The following is a 17,684-nucleotide window of genomic DNA, read 5'->3' as shown; positions in this document are numbered from 1 at the left end:
ATCGGATGCCGGCCAAGCGCGTCAGTCGAGGGTCTTCTCGAACTCGCGCACTTCCTTTTCGGCGCGGTCGCGTTCCCAGCCGTACTTCTCCTGCAGCTTGCCGGCCAGGTACTTGCTGTCTCCGGCCGCCACGTCGAACACGTCGTCGGTCAGGTCACCCCACTTGGCCTGGGCCTTGCCCTTGAGCTGCGTCCACTTGCCGGAAATGATGTCTTTGTTCATGGTCTTTCTTCCTTCTGGGAATCGGAGGCCTGCCGCCGGTGCGGTGCGATGCGCCATCGCAGCGGGCTGTCGTGATCCTCTCGTAGCGCGCATCAACTGCCGGTCAAGAGACCATGATGCCGGCCTTCACATCGCTGCTGCGCACTCGGGCTGCACTGACGATCAGGCGTGGCACCACCGCGCGACGGTCCCAGCCGCACAAGAAAAAGCCGGCTTTCGCCGGCTTTTTCGGGGTCAACGCGAAGCAGCGCGATCAGGGACGGCGCGTGGTGGCGCCCGTGTCGTTCGCACCGTCTTCCATCTTCTCGCCCACCTTCTGGACATCCTGGCCGGCGCCGCGGACAGTGTTGCAGGCACTCAACGTGCCGGCGGTGAACAGAGCGAGCAGCAGAAGGGCAGTCAAACGCTTCATCGGGATTCTCCAGGGATTCTTGGCGGGCGATTGCGTGACGCCGCAACCGTTGGGCGGACTATAGGAGCCCGCGGTGTGAATGCCGCGTGCACCTGGCCGCGAGCCGCATCTCCCCATTCATCGTCTCGATGCGTCGGGGGGACCTGCGCCCTCAGTCCCGCATCAGGGTCGACTTGCCGAACAGGCTTTCGACCAGGTCCACTGCCAGTTCGGCGGTCGCATTGCCATGATCGAGCGCGGTGTTGACCTCCACCACGTCCAGCGACCCCAGCCGCCCGGTATCGGCGATCATCTCCATCACCAACTGCGCCTCGCGATAGTTGATGCCGCCCGGGACCCGGGTGCCGGTGCCAGGCGCGATGGTCGGGTCGAGCACGTCGACGTCGAAGCTCACATGCAGATGGGTGTCGGCGTCGACGCCCTCGAGCGCCTGCTCGACCACGCGCCGCATGCCGACCTCGTCGATGTAGCGCATGTCGTAGATGTCCAGGCCATGCGCCTTGACCAGGCGCTTCTCATCCGGATCGACCGAGCGGATGCCGATCTGGCGGAACTGGTCGACGCGTGTGGCCGGGGTGTCGCCGCCCAGCCCGGTCAGCACATCGGGCCCAATGCCGCACAGGCAGGCCACCGGCATCCCGTGCACATTGCCCGACGGGGTAATCTGCGAGGTGTTGAAATCGGTGTGCGCGTCGAGCCACAGCACGCGCAGCGTTTTGCCGACGGCGCGACAGTGGCGGGCGACCGCCGCGATCGAACCGATCGCCAGACAGTGGTCGCCACCGAGCATGATCGGCATGCGCCCGCGCGCGAGTTCCGCCGACGAGGCCTCAAGCACCGCCCGGTTCCAGGCGACCACCTCATCCAGATGCCGGTAGCCGCCCTGCGGGCCCTGCCACGGATTCCGGGGCCCCTTGAGGTCGCCCAGGTCGACGACATCGATCTCCCGTGCGAGCAAGGCCTCGGCCAGACCGGCCACGCGCAGGCCTTCTGGCCCCATCGAGGCGCCGCGACGTCCTGCGCCCACATCCGTGGGCACACCGAAGATCGAGACCGGCGGGTACGCGTGCTGCATGGCTTCTCCTGGGCAACTGACGGACGCAGGCGCGGCGGGCGAGGCCGCGCGGACGACGGATCGACACCGTGCGGCCATGGGGAGGCGCCTGGGCGGCGCGGGTCGCGGAAACGGCGTCTGGATGGTGCCGGTCGCCAGGTCCGAAACCCGGGCAACCGACTGAACTGGTTTAAAGCTTCGAGCAAAACAGGAAGCGTTCCCGAACGTTCCACAGGCACGCGACCGGCAACACGTGCAGTCTAGCAGCCGGGCCTGCCATGCTCCGAACCTGCCCCACCCCATCAGAAGGACAGACCATGCACAAACGCGCGGGACTGGCCCTCCTGTTTGCCGCAGCGGCAACGGTACAAGCGCATCCGGGTGGCCTCAACGCAGAGGGCTGCCACAACAACCGGAAGACCGGCGACTATCACTGCCACAGGTCGCCATCGGCACCGGCACCACAGCGGCTCGCTCCGTCAACCGTCGAGCCTGCCACCGGATGGTCGTATCGCAATTGCACCGAGGCCCGGCAAGCAAGCGCAGCACCGGTCAGGCGCGGAGAGCCAGGCTATGGCCCGCACTTGGACCGGGACGGGGACGGCATCGGTTGCGAGTAGCCAGTACGGCCGTCCACACCCTGTTCTGCCGCGCCACCGACCTACGCTGTGCGCGCTTTTCAGCAACGCCGAGTGCGCGAAGAGCAGTTGAGAACTGACGGGGAGCACCGCGCCAGCGTCGCGCGGGTCGCAGCCCATGCGACCACGGCCGGGATGATGCCCGGCATGCCTTACAGATCAGCCGCCAAAGCCGCCCTCCTGCGCTCTCGCGAGCCGCACGTGATCCCACCTGCCGGTCTGGCCGACATGCCATCGCTCGGCGATTCATTCCTCAACGACCGCGGCTGGCGGAATCCGCTGCGCGGCGAGCACGTCGATCGGTCTCGGTGGGAGGCCTACAGGATCGGGCCGGAGTCGTCGCGCGTGCTATCGAGCGTGCGACTGCTGGAGGACGGCATGTTCGAGGTCACCAGCGGCGAGGGGTTCGCCCGCGTCTCGGATCCGCAAGCCGCATTCGAGTTGGCCGCAGGCTGGGCGATCGCAAAGCTGCCAGATTGACGCGGACGCGCTACGCAAGAGCGCTCGGAAATGCCACCCAAGCGCCTGCGACCAGCACCAATACGACGCCGGCGCCAGCTGCCAGAACCACGCTGCAGCCCATGGCACGACCGAGCTTCGCTTGCCGGCCGGACCTGGTGGTGGGGATGCCAGTCATTCGCGCGAAGTCGCGCTTGGCCTTCGTCACACCCAAGACCTTGTTCCACGAGACGATACTTTTCTTGCGTCTAGCCATTGCGCTTCCCTCCGCATTCGGTCTTTACTGACTGTGCGCGTTCGGTGTGACTTTTCCCCAATCAGCGCGTGGGGCAGCGATACGCAGCCTGAAGCGCCACGTCGACACCGGTACCGACTTCTGCCTCCTGCACCTCGCGCGGCGCGCGCGCTGCATACTTAACGAGGCCCTCGATCACCTCGCGGTGCGATGCACCGACCGGGAAGCAGTACGGGTTGCCTGGCGCGACGAACTTGTTGTCGATCACCGCCTGCACGTAGGCAAAGCAGTAGGCGCCGCGCGCTGCCTCGGCGGCAGGTGGCTCGTCGCCAGGGATCCATGGCTGCAGGGCATCCCGGCACCAGGTCGCGAGTTCGCCGACGGTGCGCGGCGGCTGATCGACGCCGGAGGCCGACACCGCCGGCGCCAGTAGCGCGATCACAACCGCGGCCACGCCGGCCGCGATGCCTCCCTGCTTCATCGTCATCCCCTGGACGGAGTCGGCCCGATTCTATCCAGGCCGAGGCCTGGGCGTTCGTGCTCCCCCGCCGCCTGGGATGACCTGGAATCGGAAGATGGTGCCGGCACCCGGGTTCGAACTGGGGACCTACCGCTTACAAGGCGGTTGCTCTACCAACTGAGCTATGCCGGCATGGGGCGGCGAGGCCGCGCGGGGATTCTAACCTGCATCCTGGGTGATGGCGCAGTGGCCGGGTTCGGCCCGGGGCGCGCCGGTGCGCGTGCGCAGCGCGGCATCGGCCGTCACCGCATCGACCAGCGCGTCGAGCCAGGGCTGCACCTGGCCGCCGATCGGCTCGGCCTGCGCGGCGAAACCGGCGGCGCGCAGGGCCTCGACGCGTGCCCGCGCGGGTGCTTCGCTGTCGAAGCGCCCCAGTGCGATACCGTGCGCGTCGTCGCCGTCGGCGATCACGTACTGATCCTCGATGCCAGCCGCGCGCAGCCGTGCTGCGACCGCGTCGGCCGCGGCGCGATCACGCTGCGGCGGCAGCCAGACGCGCCAACCGCGCGGCGCGACGGCAACCTCGCGCGCGAAGACGCGTACGCCATCGCCGGCCAGACGTCGGCGCGCGGCCTCGCGTGCGGCGGCGTCGGCAAACGGGCCAAGTGCGACGCAGCGCAGCGCTGCCGCCGCGTCGCCATCGCTGTCGCCGTCGAGCGCCGCGGCCTCCTCACCCTCGAATGCCTCAGCCAGCGGCACCGGCCCTGGCGACGCCGCCTGCGGCGCGAGCAGGGTCAGGGTGGGCGCGGTCTCCGTAGGGAGAGGCGCCGACTCGGCCGGCGTGTCGCGCAATGCCCACCAAGCGGCCACACCGAGATTGAGGATCACCAGCAGCAGGACGATCGCGCGCAGCAGCATGAGGGTCTCCTAGGCACCGGTCCTGCTCGGCCGCGCGCGGTACCAGCGCGCCAGACCGGCCAGGACCAGATCGGGCCGCATCTGCGCCCGCGGCAGGTGCGGCTGCAGGTCCGCCGCGCCGCCGCCGTGCAGCAGCAGGTCAGGCGTGACGCCGATACGCATCTCGGCCTGCACGAGGCTGCGCTCGACCAGCGCCACGGCGGCGCCTTCGCAGCCCGAGGCCAGCGCATCATCGGTATCGCTCGCGAACTCGAGATAGCGTCCGCCCGTCGCCGGCAGTTGCGCGACCCGACGCTGCAGGGCTTCGCGCATCAGCGTCGGCGATGGCGCGATGCGGCCCCCCAGATGCCGGCCGTCGACGTCGAGCAGGTCGATCGTCAGCGCAGTTCCCACGCCGACCACCACCACGGGCGATGCCGCCTGCGCGCGTGCCGCCAGCAGAGCGAGGAAGCGGTCCACACCCAGCCGCGTCGGGTCGGCATAGGCGATCGTGACGCCATCGAGCGCCGGCAGCGTGCGCGCCAGCTCGACCTGGGCGCCGCGTGCGGCCAGCGCGTCGAGCAGCACCGCCCGCAGGGCTGGCGAGGCGACGCTGGCCACCACTGCGGTCTCGATCCTCGGCGGCAGGCGCTCGATCCATGCCGGATCCAGCCCGCCGGCCGCATGTGCCGTCCCAGCCACGGGCCCGATGCCCACGCCGTCGAGCGGGGCGTACTTGAGTCGGGTATTGCCCAGGTCGAACAGCCAGACCGTCATGTCGCGCTCCCGTTGCGCACGCTGACTTCGCCTGCGTGGAAGGTCCTGACGCCGTCGTCGAAGCGGACGCGCAGCGCGCCGTCGTCGGCGATGCCGTCGGCCGCGCCCTCGAGCACGCCGGTCCCGGTCTGCACCCGCACCGCGCGACCGGCCAGCGCGTCGACCGCCGCGAATGCGGGCAGGAACGCCGCCAGGCCGTCGCGATCAAAGCGCGCCAGCGCCGGGATCCAGGCGCCGATCACGGCGGCGGCCACCGCATCGCGGGACGGCAGTGCGGGCGCCAGTGTCGCCAGGTCGATCCAGGGCTGGTCGATGCGAGCAGCGTCGGCGGCAGGCATCCGCACATTGATGCCGATGCCCAGCACCGCGCGCACCGGCCCGGCATGCTCGCCGCCGCCTTCGACCAGCACGCCGCCGAGTTTGCGCAGTCCGGCGCTGTCAGACACCACAAGATCATTGGGCCACTTGAGCCGCACGTCGCCGAAGCCGAGCCCGTGCAGGGCCTCCACCGCGGCGATGCCGGCCACCAGGCTCAGTCCCCCCAAGCGCGCGAGCCCGCCCTCGAAGCCCCGCTGCAGCGACAGGTAGATGTGCGCGGCCAGCGGCGAGCGCCAGGTCCGGCCCCGGCGTCCGCGCCCGGCGGTCTGGCGTTCGGCCAGCAGCGCCTCGGCGGCCGCGCCCGGCATGGGCCGGCGCAGCAGTTCGGCGTTGGTCGAATCCACGGTCCAGGCCACATCGAGCCGATCCAGACCGGCGCGCGCCTCGGCCGGCAATGCCGCAACGATCGCGTCGCGGTCGAGCAGCGACACCGGCTGGGCAAGCGCGTAGCCCTGCCCGCGCCGGGCCTCGATCGGCACACCGGCCTCGCGCAGCAGGCCGATCCGCTTCCAGACCGCCGCGCGTGTCTGCCCGGACTCGCGCGCCAGCACATCGCCCGACACGGGGCCGGCGATCAGCCGTTCCAACAAGGCCCGCTCGGCATTCAGCGTGGGCATGCGGCGGTCGCAGGGAGATGGGGGACGGAGGCGGCCATGCGGGCGATTATCGGCGAGCGCGTGGCCGCTGTCGTGCGCTGCTGCGACGCAACGTCGCGGGCGCGCAACCTGCGCTATAGTCGCGGGATGTCCGCGTCCGCCTGACTGCCCGGGGTCTTCGATGTCGATACGAGCGATGTTCTGCGCGCTGCTGTTCGCTGCCTGCCTGCCGGCGGCGGCTCGCGAAGCGCGCGTCCCCGGCCCCTCGGACACCCCGCCCTGCGCCGCGGCAGCGCCCGCGTCGGCCCCCGAAACGGCCGGCAGCGATGCCGTCCGGCGCCCGCCGGCCAGCGCCTCGAAGGCCCGGCCGGCGACCTCCGGCGGCATCGAGAGCGACGGCCCGCTGCGCGGCCCGCGCTGGCACAGCTTCCTGCCCGGCATGTTCCGCTGAGGCGACGGCCCCGGTCGTGCGTTCGCTGATCCGGCGCCTGTTCGATGGCGCCCCGCCCCCCGTCCCCGATGCGGACTGGGCGGCCATCCGCCGCCAATTGCCTTGGGTCCACGCACTCGACGACGCGCGCGCGGCGCGGCTGCGCACGCTCGCAGCGCGCTTTGTGCACCGCAAGACCATCACCCCGGTCGCCGGCCTGGCGCTGGACGCGCGCGAGCGGCTGCTGCTCGCGGCGCTGTGCTGCCTGCCGCTGCTCGAGTTCGGTGACGAGGGCCTGCATGGTTGGTCGCAGTTGATCGTGTATCCGGACGCATTCAGGGTGAACCGCAGCCACGTCGACGCCGCCGGCGTGATGCACGAGTGGGACGACGAATTGATCGGCGAAGCCTGGGAGAGCGGGCCGCTGGTGCTGTCGTGGGCCGACATCCAGAGCGACATCGCCGAGCCCGATGGCGGCTTCTGCGTGGCCGTGCACGAGATGGCGCACAAGCTCGATGCGCTCGATGGCGTGCTCGACGGCACTCCGCCCTTGCCGCGTCCGTGGCAGCGCGCCTGGGCGCAGGATTTCCAGCGCGCGTTCGATGGCTTCGTCGCGCGCGTCGACGCCGGGCACGACACCGCGCTCGACCCGTACGCGGCCGAAGCACCCGAGGAATTCTTCGCGGTCTGCAGCGAATACCACTTCAGCGCGCCGGCGTTGCTGCGCGACGCGCTGCCCGAGGTTGCCGCGCACCTCGCGCGCTTCTACGGCCCGTCGCCGTTGGCGTAGGCCAGCGCGGCGCCGTCGCGACAGGCGGCCGCCGATGCCGGTCAGAAGCCCGGCGGCAGGCGCACCGAGAAGCAGGCTCCGCCCAGTTCTTCCGAGCGCCCGACGTGGAGTTCGCCGCGGTAGCTGTGCACGATGTCCTGCACGATCGACAGACCGATGCCGTGTCCCTGCACGCGCTCGTCGCCGCGCACGCCGCGCTGGAGCACCGTCGCCACGCGATCGGGCGGAATGCCGGGACCGTCGTCCTCGACCACCAGCACCAGTCCCGGCCGACGGTTGGGCGCGGTGTCGCCCGAGCGCACCGTCAGCAGCACCCGGGAGCGCGCCCACTTGAAGGCGTTTTCGAGCAGATTGCCGAGCAGCTCCTGCAGGTCGCCCGGCTCGCCATGGAAGCGCGCCGCCGCATCGATCTCGAACTCGCAGACCGCGCCCTTGGCGGCGTAGATCTTCTCCAGCCCGCGGACGATCTGCTCGGCGTGCGGTTCGATTTCGATCGCGGCCGAGAACAGTTGGTGGCCGCTGGAGGCCGCGCGTGCGAGCTGGTAGGTCACCAGGTCGGTCATGCGCTGCAGCTGGGTCTCGACCTCCTCGCGCAACTCGGCCTCGCCGGTCCCGGCGTCGAGCCGCGAGCGCAGCACTGCCAGCGGCGTCTTGAGGCTGTGCGCCAGGTCGGACATCGTGTTGCGCTGACGCGCGAGGTGCTCGCGCTCGCTTTCGATCAGCGCGTTGATGCTCTCGGTCAACGGCAGCAGCTCGCGTGGATGCTGCATGCCCATGCGGTCGGCCTGGCCGCGTTGCACGCGTACCAGTTCGTGCTCGACCCGCCGCAACGGCCACAGGCTCCAGCGCACGATCAGCGCCTGCAGCAACAGCAGGATCATGCCCGCGATGCCGAGGTTGACCCACAGCGCGGCGCGGAACACCCGCACCTGGCGCGGCACGATGCCGGCATCCTCCATCACATAGATGGTGTAGGCGAACTCGTCATCGGTGCGCGTCTCTTCCGGTGACCACAGCAGGCCCAGGCCGTAGCGGTAGACCTCGCCCGGGGAGCCGTCACTGCGCACGATCGGCAGCGGGCCTTCGAACTTCTCCTCGCGTGCACCGAGCATCGTCGCCTCGGGCAACTGCGGGCCCGATGCCGAACGCGAGGCCCAGGTGCCGCTGGGCAGCACCACCTCGGCGTACAGGCCACTGCCCGGGCGCAGGAAGCGGTCGTCGGGCGGCGATTCGGACGGCAGGTAGATCTCGCCGCCGCGCAGGAACTCGATGTCGCCCGCGTAGGCGTAGACGTAGTTGCGCAGGCGCTCGCGCTGGCCTTCGCTGGCGACGTCGATGAACGCCCGGTCGAGCGCATACCCGGCCAGCGCCAGGAACGCGAGCAGACCAATACTCGCCGCCAGCAGCTGGCGGGCCTGCAACGAGCGCGGGCGCCAGCGCGAAGGGCGCCGCGCCTTGCTCTTGGGGCGTCGGGACTCAGCAGGCATGACGGATCACAGGCGTGGACGGCAGCCCGGACGCGTGGCGGCAACGGGCCGGAGGGCGCGATCGCCGGCCGAGCGGTTCACCCCTCGCCGTTGCGCGGGATCGCGAACCGGTAGCCACGGCCGCGCACGGTCTCGATCGGCTTGAGCGCGCCGTCGGGGTCGAGCTTCTTGCGCAGACGGCCGATGAACACCTCGAGCACGTTGGAATCGCGATCGAAATCCTGCTGGTAGATGTGCTCGGTCAGATCGGCCTTCGACACCAGTTCGCCGGCATGCATCATCAGATACTCGAGCACCTTGTACTCGTAGCTGGTCAGATCGACGTTCTTGCCGTCCACACTGACCGTCTGCGCGGCCAGGTCCAGCGTCACCGTGCCGCACTCAAGCGTGGGCTTGCTCCAACCCGCCGCGCGGCGGACCAGCGCATTGATGCGGGCGAGCAGTTCCTCGACGTGGAACGGCTTGACCAGGTAGTCGTCGGCGCCCTGCTTGAGGCCATCGACCTTGTCCTGCCAGCTCGAGCGCGCAGTGAGGATCAGCACCGGAAACTGCTTGCCCTCCTCGCGCAGCGCCTTGATCAGCTCCATGCCCGACATCTTCGGCAGCCCCAGGTCGATGATGCCCACGTCGAACGGCACTTCGCGGCCCATGTACAGGCCCTCTTCGCCATCCTGGGCGGCATCGACGGCGAAGCCTTCGCGCTTCAGCCGGGCGGCAAGGGTCTCACGCAGGGGAGCTTCGTCTTCGACGAGCAGGATTCGCATGGGGTCAACTCCGGTCGAACGGCCGGACCGGCCGTGAATTGGGGGCGAGAATGCAGGATCAATCGTCGTCGCCGCGTGCACGGGCGGCCCGTCCGCGCTGCTGCGGATCGTCGACGTACACCCGGACCCGGCCGCTATCGTCCATCACCTTGACGCGATTGACGTCGCGGCCGTCGGCATGCATCCGCTCCACGCTGAGCACCCGGCCCCGCGTCGTGCGTTCGATCCGGCGGACCGAATCGGACATGGAATCCTGGGCGCCCCGCGGGCCCACGTTCTGTCGTCCCCACGAGGCCCGCATATCGGGCCCGCTGCGGACGTCTCCCATCTGCGGGCCCTCTTGCGCCCGCACCGTCACCGCCGCGCCCGAGGCGCAGAACGCCACGGCGAGCAGGATCAGGGAAGTGGGGCTGGACGACAGGGCAGGCACGGCCGCTCCTTGAGCGTGGGTCGGCTGACGAATGCATGGCATGGTCGGGCGAAGGCGGTGAATCCGTCCTTAACTTTTCGTTGACAAGGCTGTCTGCGTTCAGTTTCGAAGGGGGTCCCGATCATGTCCGGATTCGCCACTCCATGCAACGGCGTTGGCTGCCCCGGTCGGCGTCGTCACGCCGGCACCGCAGTTGCCTCCAGCGCCTTTTCGACCAGCGCCCAGTCGGCGCCCGGCCGGTGCGCGCCTTCGCTGAGGATCTGCCGGAAGCGCCGCCCGCCGGGCTGCCCGTGGAACAGCCCCAGCACGTGACGCACCACGTGCTTGAGGGCCACACCCTCGGCCAGCCGCGCCTCGATCCAGGGACGCAACGCCCGCAGCAGGGCCTCGCGCGGCCGTTCGCTACGCCCCCACAACGCGGCATCGAGCCGGTGCAGCAGATAGGGGTCGTGGTACGCGGCGCGGCCCAGCATCACCCCGTCGACATGCGCCAGTTGGTCGTGCGCCGCCTCCAGGGTCGCGATGCCGCCGTTGACCACCACCGGCAGCGCCGGCCGCTCGCGCTTGAGCCGCCAGGCCCAGTCGTAGCGCAGCGGCGGGATGTCCCGGTTCTCCTTCGGCGACAGCCCCTGCAGCCAGGCGTTGCGCGCGTGCACCACCACCATCGACGCGCCGGCGGCGACCACGCCATCGACGAACGCGGCGAAGGCGGCGTAGTCGTCATCGTCATCGACCCCGAGCCGGCATTTCACGGTGACCGGCACCGGGCTGGCCGCGACCATGGCCGAGACGCAGTCGGCGACCAGCGCCGGCTCGCGCATCAGGCAGGCGCCGAATCGCCCGGCCTGCACCCGGTCCGAGGGGCAGCCGCAATTGAGGTTGATCTCATCGAAGCCATGCTCGGCCGCGATCGCTGACGCCTGCGCCAGCAAGGCCGGATCGCTGCCGCCCAGTTGCAGCGCCAGCGGCGCCTGCTCGGGCGTGGCCGCGAGCAGCCGCGCGCGATCGCCGTGGATCACCGCGTTGGCATGCACCATCTCGGTGTACAGCCGCGCGCCCGGCGCGAGGATGCGGTGGAACTGCCGGCAATGGACGTCGGTCCAGTCCATCATCGGGGCGACCGAGAGCCGCAGGGCGTCGGGTTCGAAAGCGTGCATACGGATTTCCGTCGGGCTGCGACGTGCCGGCCATGCCGCCGGCGCGGGCGTCGCGCGAGGCCCGTCGCGTTGCGCAGGCCGTGCAGGGCCGGCCATTGTGCGCCCCCGCGCCTGATGCCTCAAACGCGGCCGCCCGGATGACCGGGCAGGTCTGTGCGCGCCGGGGCCTGCGACACGGCGGATGCAGTGACGTTGCGATGCTGCAGGGATCGCGCCGCAATGCGCACCGAGGGTCCGTTCGATGGTCTTCGTCTTCCTGTTCACCGCGCTGTTGCTCGTCTGGAGCCTGGGTGCGGTGCTGTTGTGGCGCGACACGCGTCGCACCAGTGACGCGCTGGCCTGGGTCGCCGGCCTGTTGGCGCTGGCAACTGCAGTGGCATTCGGGGCTGGGCTGGTCGGACTTGTGCGCTACGGCGACTGGCAGGCGTTGACGACTGCGCAGGCACTGCACGCGGTGTTCGGCGAGGGCAGCCTGGCGTTACGCCGCTCGGAATGGGGCTGGCTCAACCGGCTGTCAGGCGTCTATCTCGGGCTCGACCTGGGCTGGACGCTGCTGATGCTGTGCGCGACGCAATTCGCGTCGATCGGCTTTTGGTCGACGCGGGCGCAGCAACAGCGTGCCGCACGTCGGGCGACTCGGTCCAGATAGCCAGTGCGATTCTCCGCGGACAGTTCGATTCGGCGCGCAGCGCCTGTGGATTCATCGGCAGCGCGGATCGGCGCCCTATCGCTGTCCGCCCTCTCCGCGGTGGCAGTCGCGTTGCGTCGCGAACCCGGTCCTGACGACGATGGTGGGGTGGGCGGCAGCGGCAGCGATCGCGATCGCGATCGCGTTCAGTCGACGATCGGCGCATCCGCTGGCAGGCGACGCGCCGGGAACGCCGTCGACACCGGCACCACCTGCACTTCGGCCTGCGCGGACCGCAGATCGTTCGCGCCGACCTGCGAGCCCTCCACCAACTGCGTGCCGTGTACGCTCGACTGGCTGACGATGCGCACCAGCTCGCTCGACCCGTCGGGCCAGACCACGCGGAACGTCTCGCCGGCCGGCAAGGTCCGGAACGGCGTCGCACTCTGCGCGCGATACAGCGCGGCGACCTGCGCGGCGCCGAGGCGGCGTTGCTCGGGCGGCGCTTCGATGGTCGTCTCCGCGACATCGGCCAGGCCGGTGTAGTGGTCGCCAATCGCATCGACGACCACGCCGGCCACCGCGACCGAGTAACCGAGGAACACCACGGCCCAGAACCAGAACCGCACCCTGCGCGAAATTGCCCGCTGCTTCATCTCATCACCATCCCGACCTGCCGGTCGCGTCGTAGTTCAGCTGTCATCTGATCGATCTGTTCCGCGTCTTCCGGTGGCGACGCCTGCCGGACGAACGTCGAGAAATCCTGTGTTTCATCCTGAGCGCAGATGCCGCCCTCGGCGCAGTACCGGGTCATCAACGCTCCGTTGCCGCTGCAATCCAGCCCCAGGCCGCAGGCCGCGTTCTGCCAGGCGGTCTCCGCGTTCTGGGAGCCGGCCACGCGCCCAGCCAGCGCCGGGTCCCCAGCCGCCGCCTCGCCCATCGCCGGGGCCAGCGCCGCGTAGGCGTCCGGGTCGGCCGATTCGAGCACGCGCTCCACCAGCCCGCGGCGATAGTCCTCGTCGTCGGCAAGCGGCGCGCCCATCGACAGCAACGCGGCCTCGGCCGGCAGGCTGCCGGCCAGCGCCGCCTCTCTCCGTTGCTCGACCAGTTGCACGAAGTTCGGCGCGTCGTCGGCGACGAAGCGGCCGCAGCGGCGCTCGATCCGGGCCCGCGCTTCGCGCAGCGGGCGCGCAGCCGGCAAGGGCAGGCTGGCGAGCAGCAAGGTGTCGCGCGCGTAGTCGACCGGCGCCCGCGCATAGCCGGCGCAATACTCATGGATCCGGCTGACCAGCCAGCGTGCTTCGGCGTCCCCGCTCTCGGCCATCGGCTGCAACCGCTGGGCGAGCGCGAACAGGTCCTGCGACCGCTCGAAGGCCTGCCGGGGCGAGACCGGGACCGTCGAGGCTGGGCCGTGGGAGGTGGCATGGCGGGTCGTTCTGCCCAACCGCGCAGTCGCCTTTATCGCGGCCCCGGGGGGCGGCGACGTCACAGATGCATCGCCCACGGGCGCCGCATCGCGGCCCCGGTTCGCGGCGGCCGGCGCGTCGGCACGCGAGAACGCCAGCCCCAGGGCCACGGCGGCGACGAGCGCGAGGACGGCGGCGACTCTCAGATGCAAGGCGGGCTTTCCGGCAGGTCCGGGCAGGAGCGGGATCGCCCACGCCGAACCATTCGGCCTGGGCGGCGAAGCCGCCGGCGGGCAAGAACCGGACGGGAAGGCGATTGTAGCCCATCGCGCCGGCCCTCCCGGCCGGGCCGGCGCGCGCAAGTTGTGACCGTTATCACGCCATCACGCGGTTCCCTGCCCCGTCGCGCCCGGCCGACCTCACCGCCACCCGCAATGCGGACGCGGGCGCGAGCGTCACCGCGCAGGACGTGGACGGCAATCGCACCGCCGCGACGCCGTCCGACAGCATCGAGCAGGGGCCGCTGTCGGCACCGGTCGGCGAGCCCGCCCCCCGCCGCCCGACCCGCCGCCGGCCTCCGACCGGCACCGCGGCCTTTACGCGCCGGGACATGGGACCGAAGATGCCGGCCCCACGTCGCGGAAATTCACCATGCCTCACCTCGAACTGAGCCTGCGCTGCAGTGAAGCCGAGCAGCCCCGCTATGCACGCGCGCTCGAAGATGTCGGGGCCCTGGCGGTGACGATGCTCGACGCCGACGCCGACACCTCCAACGAGCAGGCGATCCTGGAGCCGGGTGTCGGCGAGACGCCGTTGTGGAACTCCGTGGTACTGACCGCGCTGTTCGAGGTCGACACCGACGCGTTGGCACTGCTGGCTGCGCTCGAATCCTTCGATGGCGGCCTCGACTGGACCCGGGCGGGCTTTGCCAAGGTCGAGGACCAGGACTGGGAACGGGCCTGGATGGACCAGTATGTGCCGCTGCGCTTTGGCGCGCGCACCTGGATCGTGCCGTGGAACAGCGAGCTGCCCGAGGAGGCCGGCGACGACGCCGCGATCGTCCGCCTCGACCCGGGCCTGGCCTTCGGCTCGGGCACCCATCCCACGACCTCGCTGTGCCTGCAGTGGCTCGACGGGCTGGCCGCCGATGGCGCGCTCGAGGGATGCACCGTGCTCGACTACGGCTGCGGCAGCGGCATCCTCGCGCTGGCCGCGCTCAAGCTCGGCGCCGCGCAGGCGATCGGCGTCGACAACGATCCGCAGGCCCTCCAGGCCTCGGGCGACAACGCCGAGCGCAATGGCGTGGACACGGCACTGACCGTGTTCCTGCCCAGCGACGCGCCGCAGACGAACTATCCGGTGGTGGTCGCCAACATCCTCGCCACTGCGCTCGATGCCCTGGCCGAAACGCTGGCCGAGCGGGTCGCGCCGGGCGGACGGATTGCGCTGTCGGGCATCCTCGACGGCCAGGAGGAAGCGCTGCTGCGCCGCTACCGCCCGTGGTTCGAGCAGTTGGCCGTCGCGCGCGAGGGCGATTGGGTGCGCATCGACGGCGTGCGGCGCTGAGCCCGCATCCGCGCGAGCCCATGCTTCAATAGCCGGATGTTCATCCATTGCCGGCACTGCGGCGACCTGGTCGCCACCGACCGGGCGACCGGCCTGCCACCGGCGCGCTGCCCACGTTGCGGCGGCGCCTTGCAAACGCCCGCACCGCCCGAGCCACCGGTCTCGGTGGCCAATCTGCTCAGACCGCGCCCCGAACCCGCGACGCCGCCACCGTCGCTCACATCCACCGCGCCTCCATCGGCGCCCCCCGCCGAGCCGATACGCAAGACGCCCGCGCCGCCCCCGGACGCCGTCGCCCGAACCGTCCCGAGTTTCGCCCGGTCGCGTACCGCCGCTGCGCCGTCGCGCACGCCCCGGTGGCTATGGGGCGCGGCTGCCGGGCTGACCGCGCTGCTGGTCCTGCAGGGCCTGCTCGCCGAGCGCGCGCGGCTGGCCGCCCATCCGGCCTGGCGCCCCACGCTGGAAACGGTGTGCGGCGCGCTGCGCTGCACGCTGCCGCCCTGGCGCGAGCCCGCGGCGCTGGTCCTGCTCGCACGCGATGTCCGCGCCGCGCCCGAGGACCCGAGCCGGCTACAGGTCACCGCGCGCTTCCGCAACGACGCACGCTGGCCGCAGGCCTGGCCGCGTCTGCGGCTGGTGCTGTCGGACGTCGACGGACAGGCGATCGGCAGCCGCGTATTCACGGCCCGGGAGTACCTGGGCGGCGCGCCGCCTGCGCCGACGCTTGCCCCCGGTGCCAGCGCCCACGTTCGCCTGACGCTCAAAGAGCCCGGGCCCGGCGCGGTGTCGTTCGCGTTCGAACTGCTGTAGACGGACCTGTACCGCTTGTCGGCGCGTTGTCCGGCCGCCGCGCCGCGCGATAGACTGACCCGGCCGCCATGACCGACCGCCGACGCCGCGCCGTCGACGCTTTACTCTTTCGAGAGCCGCCTTGAACGCAGACCGATCCGACAGCAGCATGCGCGAGGCGCCACGCACCCCGCTGCGCGAGCATGTCGCCACGTCGATCCAGCGCTACCTGGGCGATCTCAACGGCAACGACACCGACAACCTCTACGAGGTCGCGCTGCGCGAGCTGGAGATTCCGCTGTTCGCCGAAGTGCTCAACTTCTGCGATGGCAACCAGAGCCGCGCGGCCGCGATGCTGGGCATCCACCGCGCGACGCTGCGCAAGAAGCTGCGCGAGTACGGGCTGACGCAGTAACGCGCTGCCGGGGTGCCCGGCCACGGCCGCTATAATCGCGGGCTCTTTCCGCTCGCAGCCTCCCCATGACCGTCTCCGCTTCGTCCGGCGCGCCCGTGCAGATCCGCCGCGCCCTGCTGTCCGTTTCCGACAAGACCGGCCTGCTCGACCTGGCCCGCGCGCTGGCCGCGCGCGGTGTCGAACTGCTGTCGACCGGCGGCACCGCGAAGGCGTTGCGCGAGGCAGGACTGGCGGTGCGCGACGTCAGCGACGTCACCGGCTTTCCCGAGATCATGGACGGACGCGTCAAGACGCTGCACCCCAAGGTCCATGGCGGCCTGCTGGGACGCCGCGGCACCGACGATGCGGTGATGGCCGAGCACGGCATCGAGGCGATCGACCTGCTGGTGCTCAACCTCTATCCGTTCGAGCGCGTGGCCTACGCTGCAGACGCGAAGTTCGACGACATCATCGAGAACATCGACATCGGGGGCCCGGCGATGCTGCGCGCGGCCGCGAAGAACTTCGCGCACGTCGCGATCGCGACCGACCCGGCGCAGTACGCTGCGCTGATCCAGGAGTTCGACGCCCACGACGGCGCGCTGTCGGCCGCAACCCGGTTCGCGCTGTCGGTCGCCGCGTTCAACCGCGTCGCCCAGTACGATGCGCGCATCAGCGACGTGCTGTCGGCGATCGCCGAGCCTTCCGACGCCGGCGCGGCGCAACGCGCGCCGTTCGGCGGCCAGAGCAACGGCAACTTCGTCAAGGTCATGGACCTGCGTTACGGCGAGAATCCGCACCAGCAGGCGGCGTTCTACCGCGACCTGTACCCGGTGCCCGGCACGCTGGCGACCTTCACACAGTTGCAGGGCAAGGAGCTGTCGTACAACAACATCGCCGACGCCGACGCGGCGTGGGAATGCGTGCGCCAGTTCGAGGCGCCGGCCTGCGTGATCGTCAAGCACGCCAATCCCTGTGGCGTCGCCGTCGGCGCAGCCTGCGGCGATGCCTACGAACTGGCCTACGCGACCGATCCGACCTCGGCCTTCGGCGGCATCATCGCGTTCAACCGCACGCTCGATGCCGCGACCGCAAAGGTCATTCTCGACCGCCAGTTCGTCGAGGTGCTGATCGCGCCCGACTTTGATCCCGCCGCGCTCGACTACGCGACCAAGAAGGCCAACGTCCGCGTCCTGCGCATCCCGCACGGCGACGGCCGCAACAACGTCGACGTCAAGCGCGTGGGCTCGGGCCTGCTGATGCAGACGGCCGACGTGCGCGAGGTGAGCGTCGACGAGCTGAAGATCGTGACCCAGCGCGCGCCCACCCAGGCGCAGTTGAGCGATCTGTTGTTCGCCTGGCGGGTAGCGAAGTTCGTGAAGTCCAATGCGATCGTCTATGCCAAGGACCACCGCACGATCGGCGTCGGCGCCGGCCAGATGAGCCGCGTGTACTCGGCGCGCATCGCCGGCATCAAGGCCGGCGACGCCGGCCTGGTGGTGCCCGGATCGGTGATGGCCTCCGATGCGTTCTTCCCGTTCCGCGACGGCATCGACGCCGCGGCCGAGGCCGGGATCCAGGCGGTGATCCAGCCCGGCGGCTCGATGCGCGACAACGAGGTGATCGCCGCGGCCGACGAGCACGACATCGCGATGGTGTTTACCGGGGTGCGTCACTTCAGGCATTGATGCCAGCGAAGCTGGCATCCATCCCAA

Annotated in this window: 22 protein-coding genes and 1 tRNA gene; 9 read left to right on the top strand and 14 right to left on the bottom strand. The window is 70.6% G+C overall.

Going from position 1 to position 17,684, the window contains the following annotated elements; genetic code table 11:
- Positions 1–21 precede the first annotated feature (21 nt).
- The 3 genes from ABE488_RS05030 to rocF form a co-directional block, all read right to left on the bottom strand.
- On the bottom strand, positions 22–222 hold the full coding sequence (locus tag ABE488_RS05030; protein WP_183427715.1) for a CsbD family protein: 201 nt from the start codon (positions 220–222) through the stop codon (positions 22–24).
- A gap of 253 nt (positions 223–475) precedes the next feature.
- Entirely contained in the window at positions 476–634 is a 159-nt protein-coding gene (locus tag ABE488_RS05025; RefSeq protein ID WP_346441742.1) for an entericidin A/B family lipoprotein, read from the bottom strand.
- Positions 635–785: 151 nt separating this feature from the next.
- Complete coding sequence (rocF, locus tag ABE488_RS05020; protein ID WP_346447371.1) at positions 786–1,709, bottom strand: arginase; 924 nt, start codon at positions 1,707–1,709, stop codon at positions 786–788.
- A 257-nt stretch (positions 1,710–1,966) separates the two neighbouring features.
- On the opposite strand from rocF, the gene ABE488_RS05015 reads away from it, so the two are divergent.
- Both ABE488_RS05015 and ABE488_RS05010 read left to right on the top strand, forming a co-directional pair.
- Positions 1,967–2,308: an excalibur calcium-binding domain-containing protein gene (locus ABE488_RS05015; RefSeq protein ID WP_346447370.1), complete on the top strand. Its 342-nt coding sequence runs from the start codon at positions 1,967–1,969 to the stop codon at positions 2,306–2,308.
- 72 nt (positions 2,309–2,380) lie between these two features.
- Positions 2,381–2,806: a hypothetical protein gene (locus tag ABE488_RS05010; RefSeq protein WP_346447369.1), complete on the top strand. Its 426-nt coding sequence runs from the start codon at positions 2,381–2,383 to the stop codon at positions 2,804–2,806.
- Between the two features lie 296 nt (positions 2,807–3,102).
- On the opposite strand, the gene ABE488_RS05005 is transcribed toward ABE488_RS05010, so the two are convergent.
- The 5 genes from ABE488_RS05005 to birA form a co-directional block, all read right to left on the bottom strand.
- A complete protein-coding gene (locus tag ABE488_RS05005; protein WP_346447368.1) occupies positions 3,103–3,501 on the bottom strand; it encodes a Rap1a/Tai family immunity protein in 399 nt (132 codons plus the stop codon).
- Between the two features lie 95 nt (positions 3,502–3,596).
- Positions 3,597–3,672, bottom strand: a tRNA-Thr gene (locus ABE488_RS05000).
- A gap of 27 nt (positions 3,673–3,699) precedes the next feature.
- Positions 3,700–4,398 (bottom strand): SPOR domain-containing protein, encoded by a 699-nt coding sequence (locus ABE488_RS04995; RefSeq protein WP_346447367.1) that lies wholly within the window; start codon positions 4,396–4,398, stop codon positions 3,700–3,702.
- 9 nt (positions 4,399–4,407) lie between these two features.
- Positions 4,408–5,154: a type III pantothenate kinase gene (locus ABE488_RS04990; RefSeq protein WP_346447366.1), complete on the bottom strand. Its 747-nt coding sequence runs from the start codon at positions 5,152–5,154 to the stop codon at positions 4,408–4,410.
- Positions 5,151–6,149: a bifunctional biotin--[acetyl-CoA-carboxylase] ligase/biotin operon repressor BirA gene (gene birA / locus ABE488_RS04985; RefSeq protein ID WP_346447365.1), complete on the bottom strand. Its 999-nt coding sequence runs from the start codon at positions 6,147–6,149 to the stop codon at positions 5,151–5,153. The genes ABE488_RS04990 and birA overlap by 4 nt, the downstream gene beginning before the upstream one ends.
- 160 nt (positions 6,150–6,309) lie before the next feature.
- On the opposite strand from birA, the gene ABE488_RS04980 reads away from it, so the two are divergent.
- Together ABE488_RS04980 and ABE488_RS04975 are read left to right on the top strand one after the other, a co-directional pair.
- Positions 6,310–6,579: a hypothetical protein gene (locus tag ABE488_RS04980; protein WP_183427774.1), complete on the top strand. Its 270-nt coding sequence runs from the start codon at positions 6,310–6,312 to the stop codon at positions 6,577–6,579.
- Between the two features lie 37 nt (positions 6,580–6,616).
- Positions 6,617–7,348, top strand: a complete 732-nt coding sequence (locus tag ABE488_RS04975; RefSeq protein ID WP_346447404.1) for a M90 family metallopeptidase — start codon at positions 6,617–6,619, stop codon at positions 7,346–7,348.
- Between the two features lie 41 nt (positions 7,349–7,389).
- Here the strand turns inward: ABE488_RS04975 and ABE488_RS04970 are convergent, their stop codons facing one another.
- The 4 genes from ABE488_RS04970 to dusA form a co-directional block, all read right to left on the bottom strand.
- On the bottom strand, positions 7,390–8,835 hold the full coding sequence (locus ABE488_RS04970; RefSeq protein ID WP_346441752.1) for a sensor histidine kinase: 1,446 nt from the start codon (positions 8,833–8,835) through the stop codon (positions 7,390–7,392).
- A 77-nt stretch (positions 8,836–8,912) separates the two neighbouring features.
- Positions 8,913–9,599 carry a response regulator transcription factor gene (locus ABE488_RS04965; RefSeq protein WP_232115533.1) on the bottom strand — a complete coding sequence of 229 codons (687 nt, stop codon included), beginning with the start codon at positions 9,597–9,599 and terminating at the stop codon, positions 8,913–8,915.
- Between the two features lie 58 nt (positions 9,600–9,657).
- On the bottom strand, positions 9,658–10,029 hold the full coding sequence (locus ABE488_RS04960; RefSeq protein ID WP_346441753.1) for a hypothetical protein: 372 nt from the start codon (positions 10,027–10,029) through the stop codon (positions 9,658–9,660).
- Between the two features lie 176 nt (positions 10,030–10,205).
- Positions 10,206–11,186 carry a tRNA dihydrouridine(20/20a) synthase DusA gene (gene dusA / locus ABE488_RS04955; RefSeq protein WP_346447364.1) on the bottom strand — a complete coding sequence of 327 codons (981 nt, stop codon included), beginning with the start codon at positions 11,184–11,186 and terminating at the stop codon, positions 10,206–10,208.
- A 241-nt stretch (positions 11,187–11,427) separates the two neighbouring features.
- On the opposite strand from dusA, the gene ABE488_RS04950 reads away from it, so the two are divergent.
- Positions 11,428–11,835, top strand: coding sequence for a hypothetical protein (locus tag ABE488_RS04950; RefSeq protein WP_346447363.1), 408 nt, complete (start codon positions 11,428–11,430; stop codon positions 11,833–11,835).
- A gap of 185 nt (positions 11,836–12,020) precedes the next feature.
- Here the strand turns inward: ABE488_RS04950 and ABE488_RS04945 are convergent, their stop codons facing one another.
- Together ABE488_RS04945 and ABE488_RS04940 are read right to left on the bottom strand one after the other, a co-directional pair.
- On the bottom strand, positions 12,021–12,470 hold the full coding sequence (locus ABE488_RS04945) for a hypothetical protein (protein WP_346447362.1): 450 nt from the start codon (positions 12,468–12,470) through the stop codon (positions 12,021–12,023).
- Positions 12,467–13,258, bottom strand: a complete 792-nt coding sequence (locus ABE488_RS04940; protein ID WP_346447361.1) for a hypothetical protein — start codon at positions 13,256–13,258, stop codon at positions 12,467–12,469. Before ABE488_RS04940 ends, ABE488_RS04945 begins: the two co-directional genes overlap by 4 nt.
- Before the next feature lie 613 nt (positions 13,259–13,871).
- Here ABE488_RS04940 and prmA point away from each other — a divergent pair.
- The 4 genes from prmA (at position 13,872) to purH (ending at position 17,657) form a co-directional block, all read left to right on the top strand.
- Complete coding sequence (gene prmA / locus ABE488_RS04935; protein ID WP_346447360.1) at positions 13,872–14,786, top strand: 50S ribosomal protein L11 methyltransferase; 915 nt, start codon at positions 13,872–13,874, stop codon at positions 14,784–14,786.
- A gap of 36 nt (positions 14,787–14,822) precedes the next feature.
- The gene (locus ABE488_RS04930; protein ID WP_346447359.1) at positions 14,823–15,596 is read left to right on the top strand and encodes a DUF3426 domain-containing protein; all 774 of its coding nucleotides are present in this window, start codon (positions 14,823–14,825) and stop codon (positions 15,594–15,596) included.
- Positions 15,597–15,717: 121 nt separating this feature from the next.
- Positions 15,718–15,990: a DNA-binding transcriptional regulator Fis gene (gene fis / locus ABE488_RS04925; RefSeq protein ID WP_183427738.1), complete on the top strand. Its 273-nt coding sequence runs from the start codon at positions 15,718–15,720 to the stop codon at positions 15,988–15,990.
- 65 nt (positions 15,991–16,055) lie between these two features.
- Positions 16,056–17,657, top strand: coding sequence for a bifunctional phosphoribosylaminoimidazolecarboxamide formyltransferase/IMP cyclohydrolase (gene purH / locus ABE488_RS04920; RefSeq protein WP_346447358.1), 1,602 nt, complete (start codon positions 16,056–16,058; stop codon positions 17,655–17,657).
- Positions 17,658–17,684: the final 27 nt, after the last annotated feature.

The organism is Luteimonas sp. TWI662 (assembly GCF_039673825.1).
GTDB lineage: Bacteria > Pseudomonadota > Gammaproteobacteria > Xanthomonadales > Xanthomonadaceae > Luteimonas.
The sequence above is the reverse complement of the archived record's forward strand: the minus strand, read 5'-3'. Positions and strand labels throughout refer to the sequence as shown.

Coding starts and splice junctions, on each gene's coding strand:
- rocF (WP_346447371.1), bottom strand. CDS start 1,709: ATGCAGCACGCGTACCCGCCGGTCTCGATCTTCGGTGTGCCCACGGAT.
- ABE488_RS05005 (WP_346447368.1), bottom strand. CDS start 3,501: ATGAAGCAGGGAGGCATCGCGGCCGGCGTGGCCGCGGTTGTGATCGCG.
- ABE488_RS04965 (WP_232115533.1), bottom strand. CDS start 9,599: ATGCGAATCCTGCTCGTCGAAGACGAAGCTCCCCTGCGTGAGACCCTT.
- purH (WP_346447358.1), top strand. CDS start 16,056: ATGACCGTCTCCGCTTCGTCCGGCGCGCCCGTGCAGATCCGCCGCGCC.
- birA (WP_346447365.1), bottom strand. CDS start 6,149: ATGCCCACGCTGAATGCCGAGCGGGCCTTGTTGGAACGGCTGATCGCC.
- ABE488_RS04950 (WP_346447363.1), top strand. CDS start 11,428: ATGGTCTTCGTCTTCCTGTTCACCGCGCTGTTGCTCGTCTGGAGCCTG.
- ABE488_RS04970 (WP_346441752.1), bottom strand. CDS start 8,835: ATGCCTGCTGAGTCCCGACGCCCCAAGAGCAAGGCGCGGCGCCCTTCG.
- ABE488_RS04945 (WP_346447362.1), bottom strand. CDS start 12,470: ATGAAGCAGCGGGCAATTTCGCGCAGGGTGCGGTTCTGGTTCTGGGCC.
- prmA (WP_346447360.1), top strand. CDS start 13,872: ATGCCTCACCTCGAACTGAGCCTGCGCTGCAGTGAAGCCGAGCAGCCC.
- ABE488_RS04930 (WP_346447359.1), top strand. CDS start 14,823: ATGTTCATCCATTGCCGGCACTGCGGCGACCTGGTCGCCACCGACCGG.
- ABE488_RS05025 (WP_346441742.1), bottom strand. CDS start 634: ATGAAGCGTTTGACTGCCCTTCTGCTGCTCGCTCTGTTCACCGCCGGC.
- ABE488_RS05015 (WP_346447370.1), top strand. CDS start 1,967: ATGCTCCGAACCTGCCCCACCCCATCAGAAGGACAGACCATGCACAAA.
- ABE488_RS04980 (WP_183427774.1), top strand. CDS start 6,310: ATGTCGATACGAGCGATGTTCTGCGCGCTGCTGTTCGCTGCCTGCCTG.
- ABE488_RS05030 (WP_183427715.1), bottom strand. CDS start 222: ATGAACAAAGACATCATTTCCGGCAAGTGGACGCAGCTCAAGGGCAAG.
- dusA (WP_346447364.1), bottom strand. CDS start 11,186: ATGCACGCTTTCGAACCCGACGCCCTGCGGCTCTCGGTCGCCCCGATG.
- ABE488_RS04995 (WP_346447367.1), bottom strand. CDS start 4,398: ATGCTGCTGCGCGCGATCGTCCTGCTGCTGGTGATCCTCAATCTCGGT.
- ABE488_RS04990 (WP_346447366.1), bottom strand. CDS start 5,154: ATGACGGTCTGGCTGTTCGACCTGGGCAATACCCGACTCAAGTACGCC.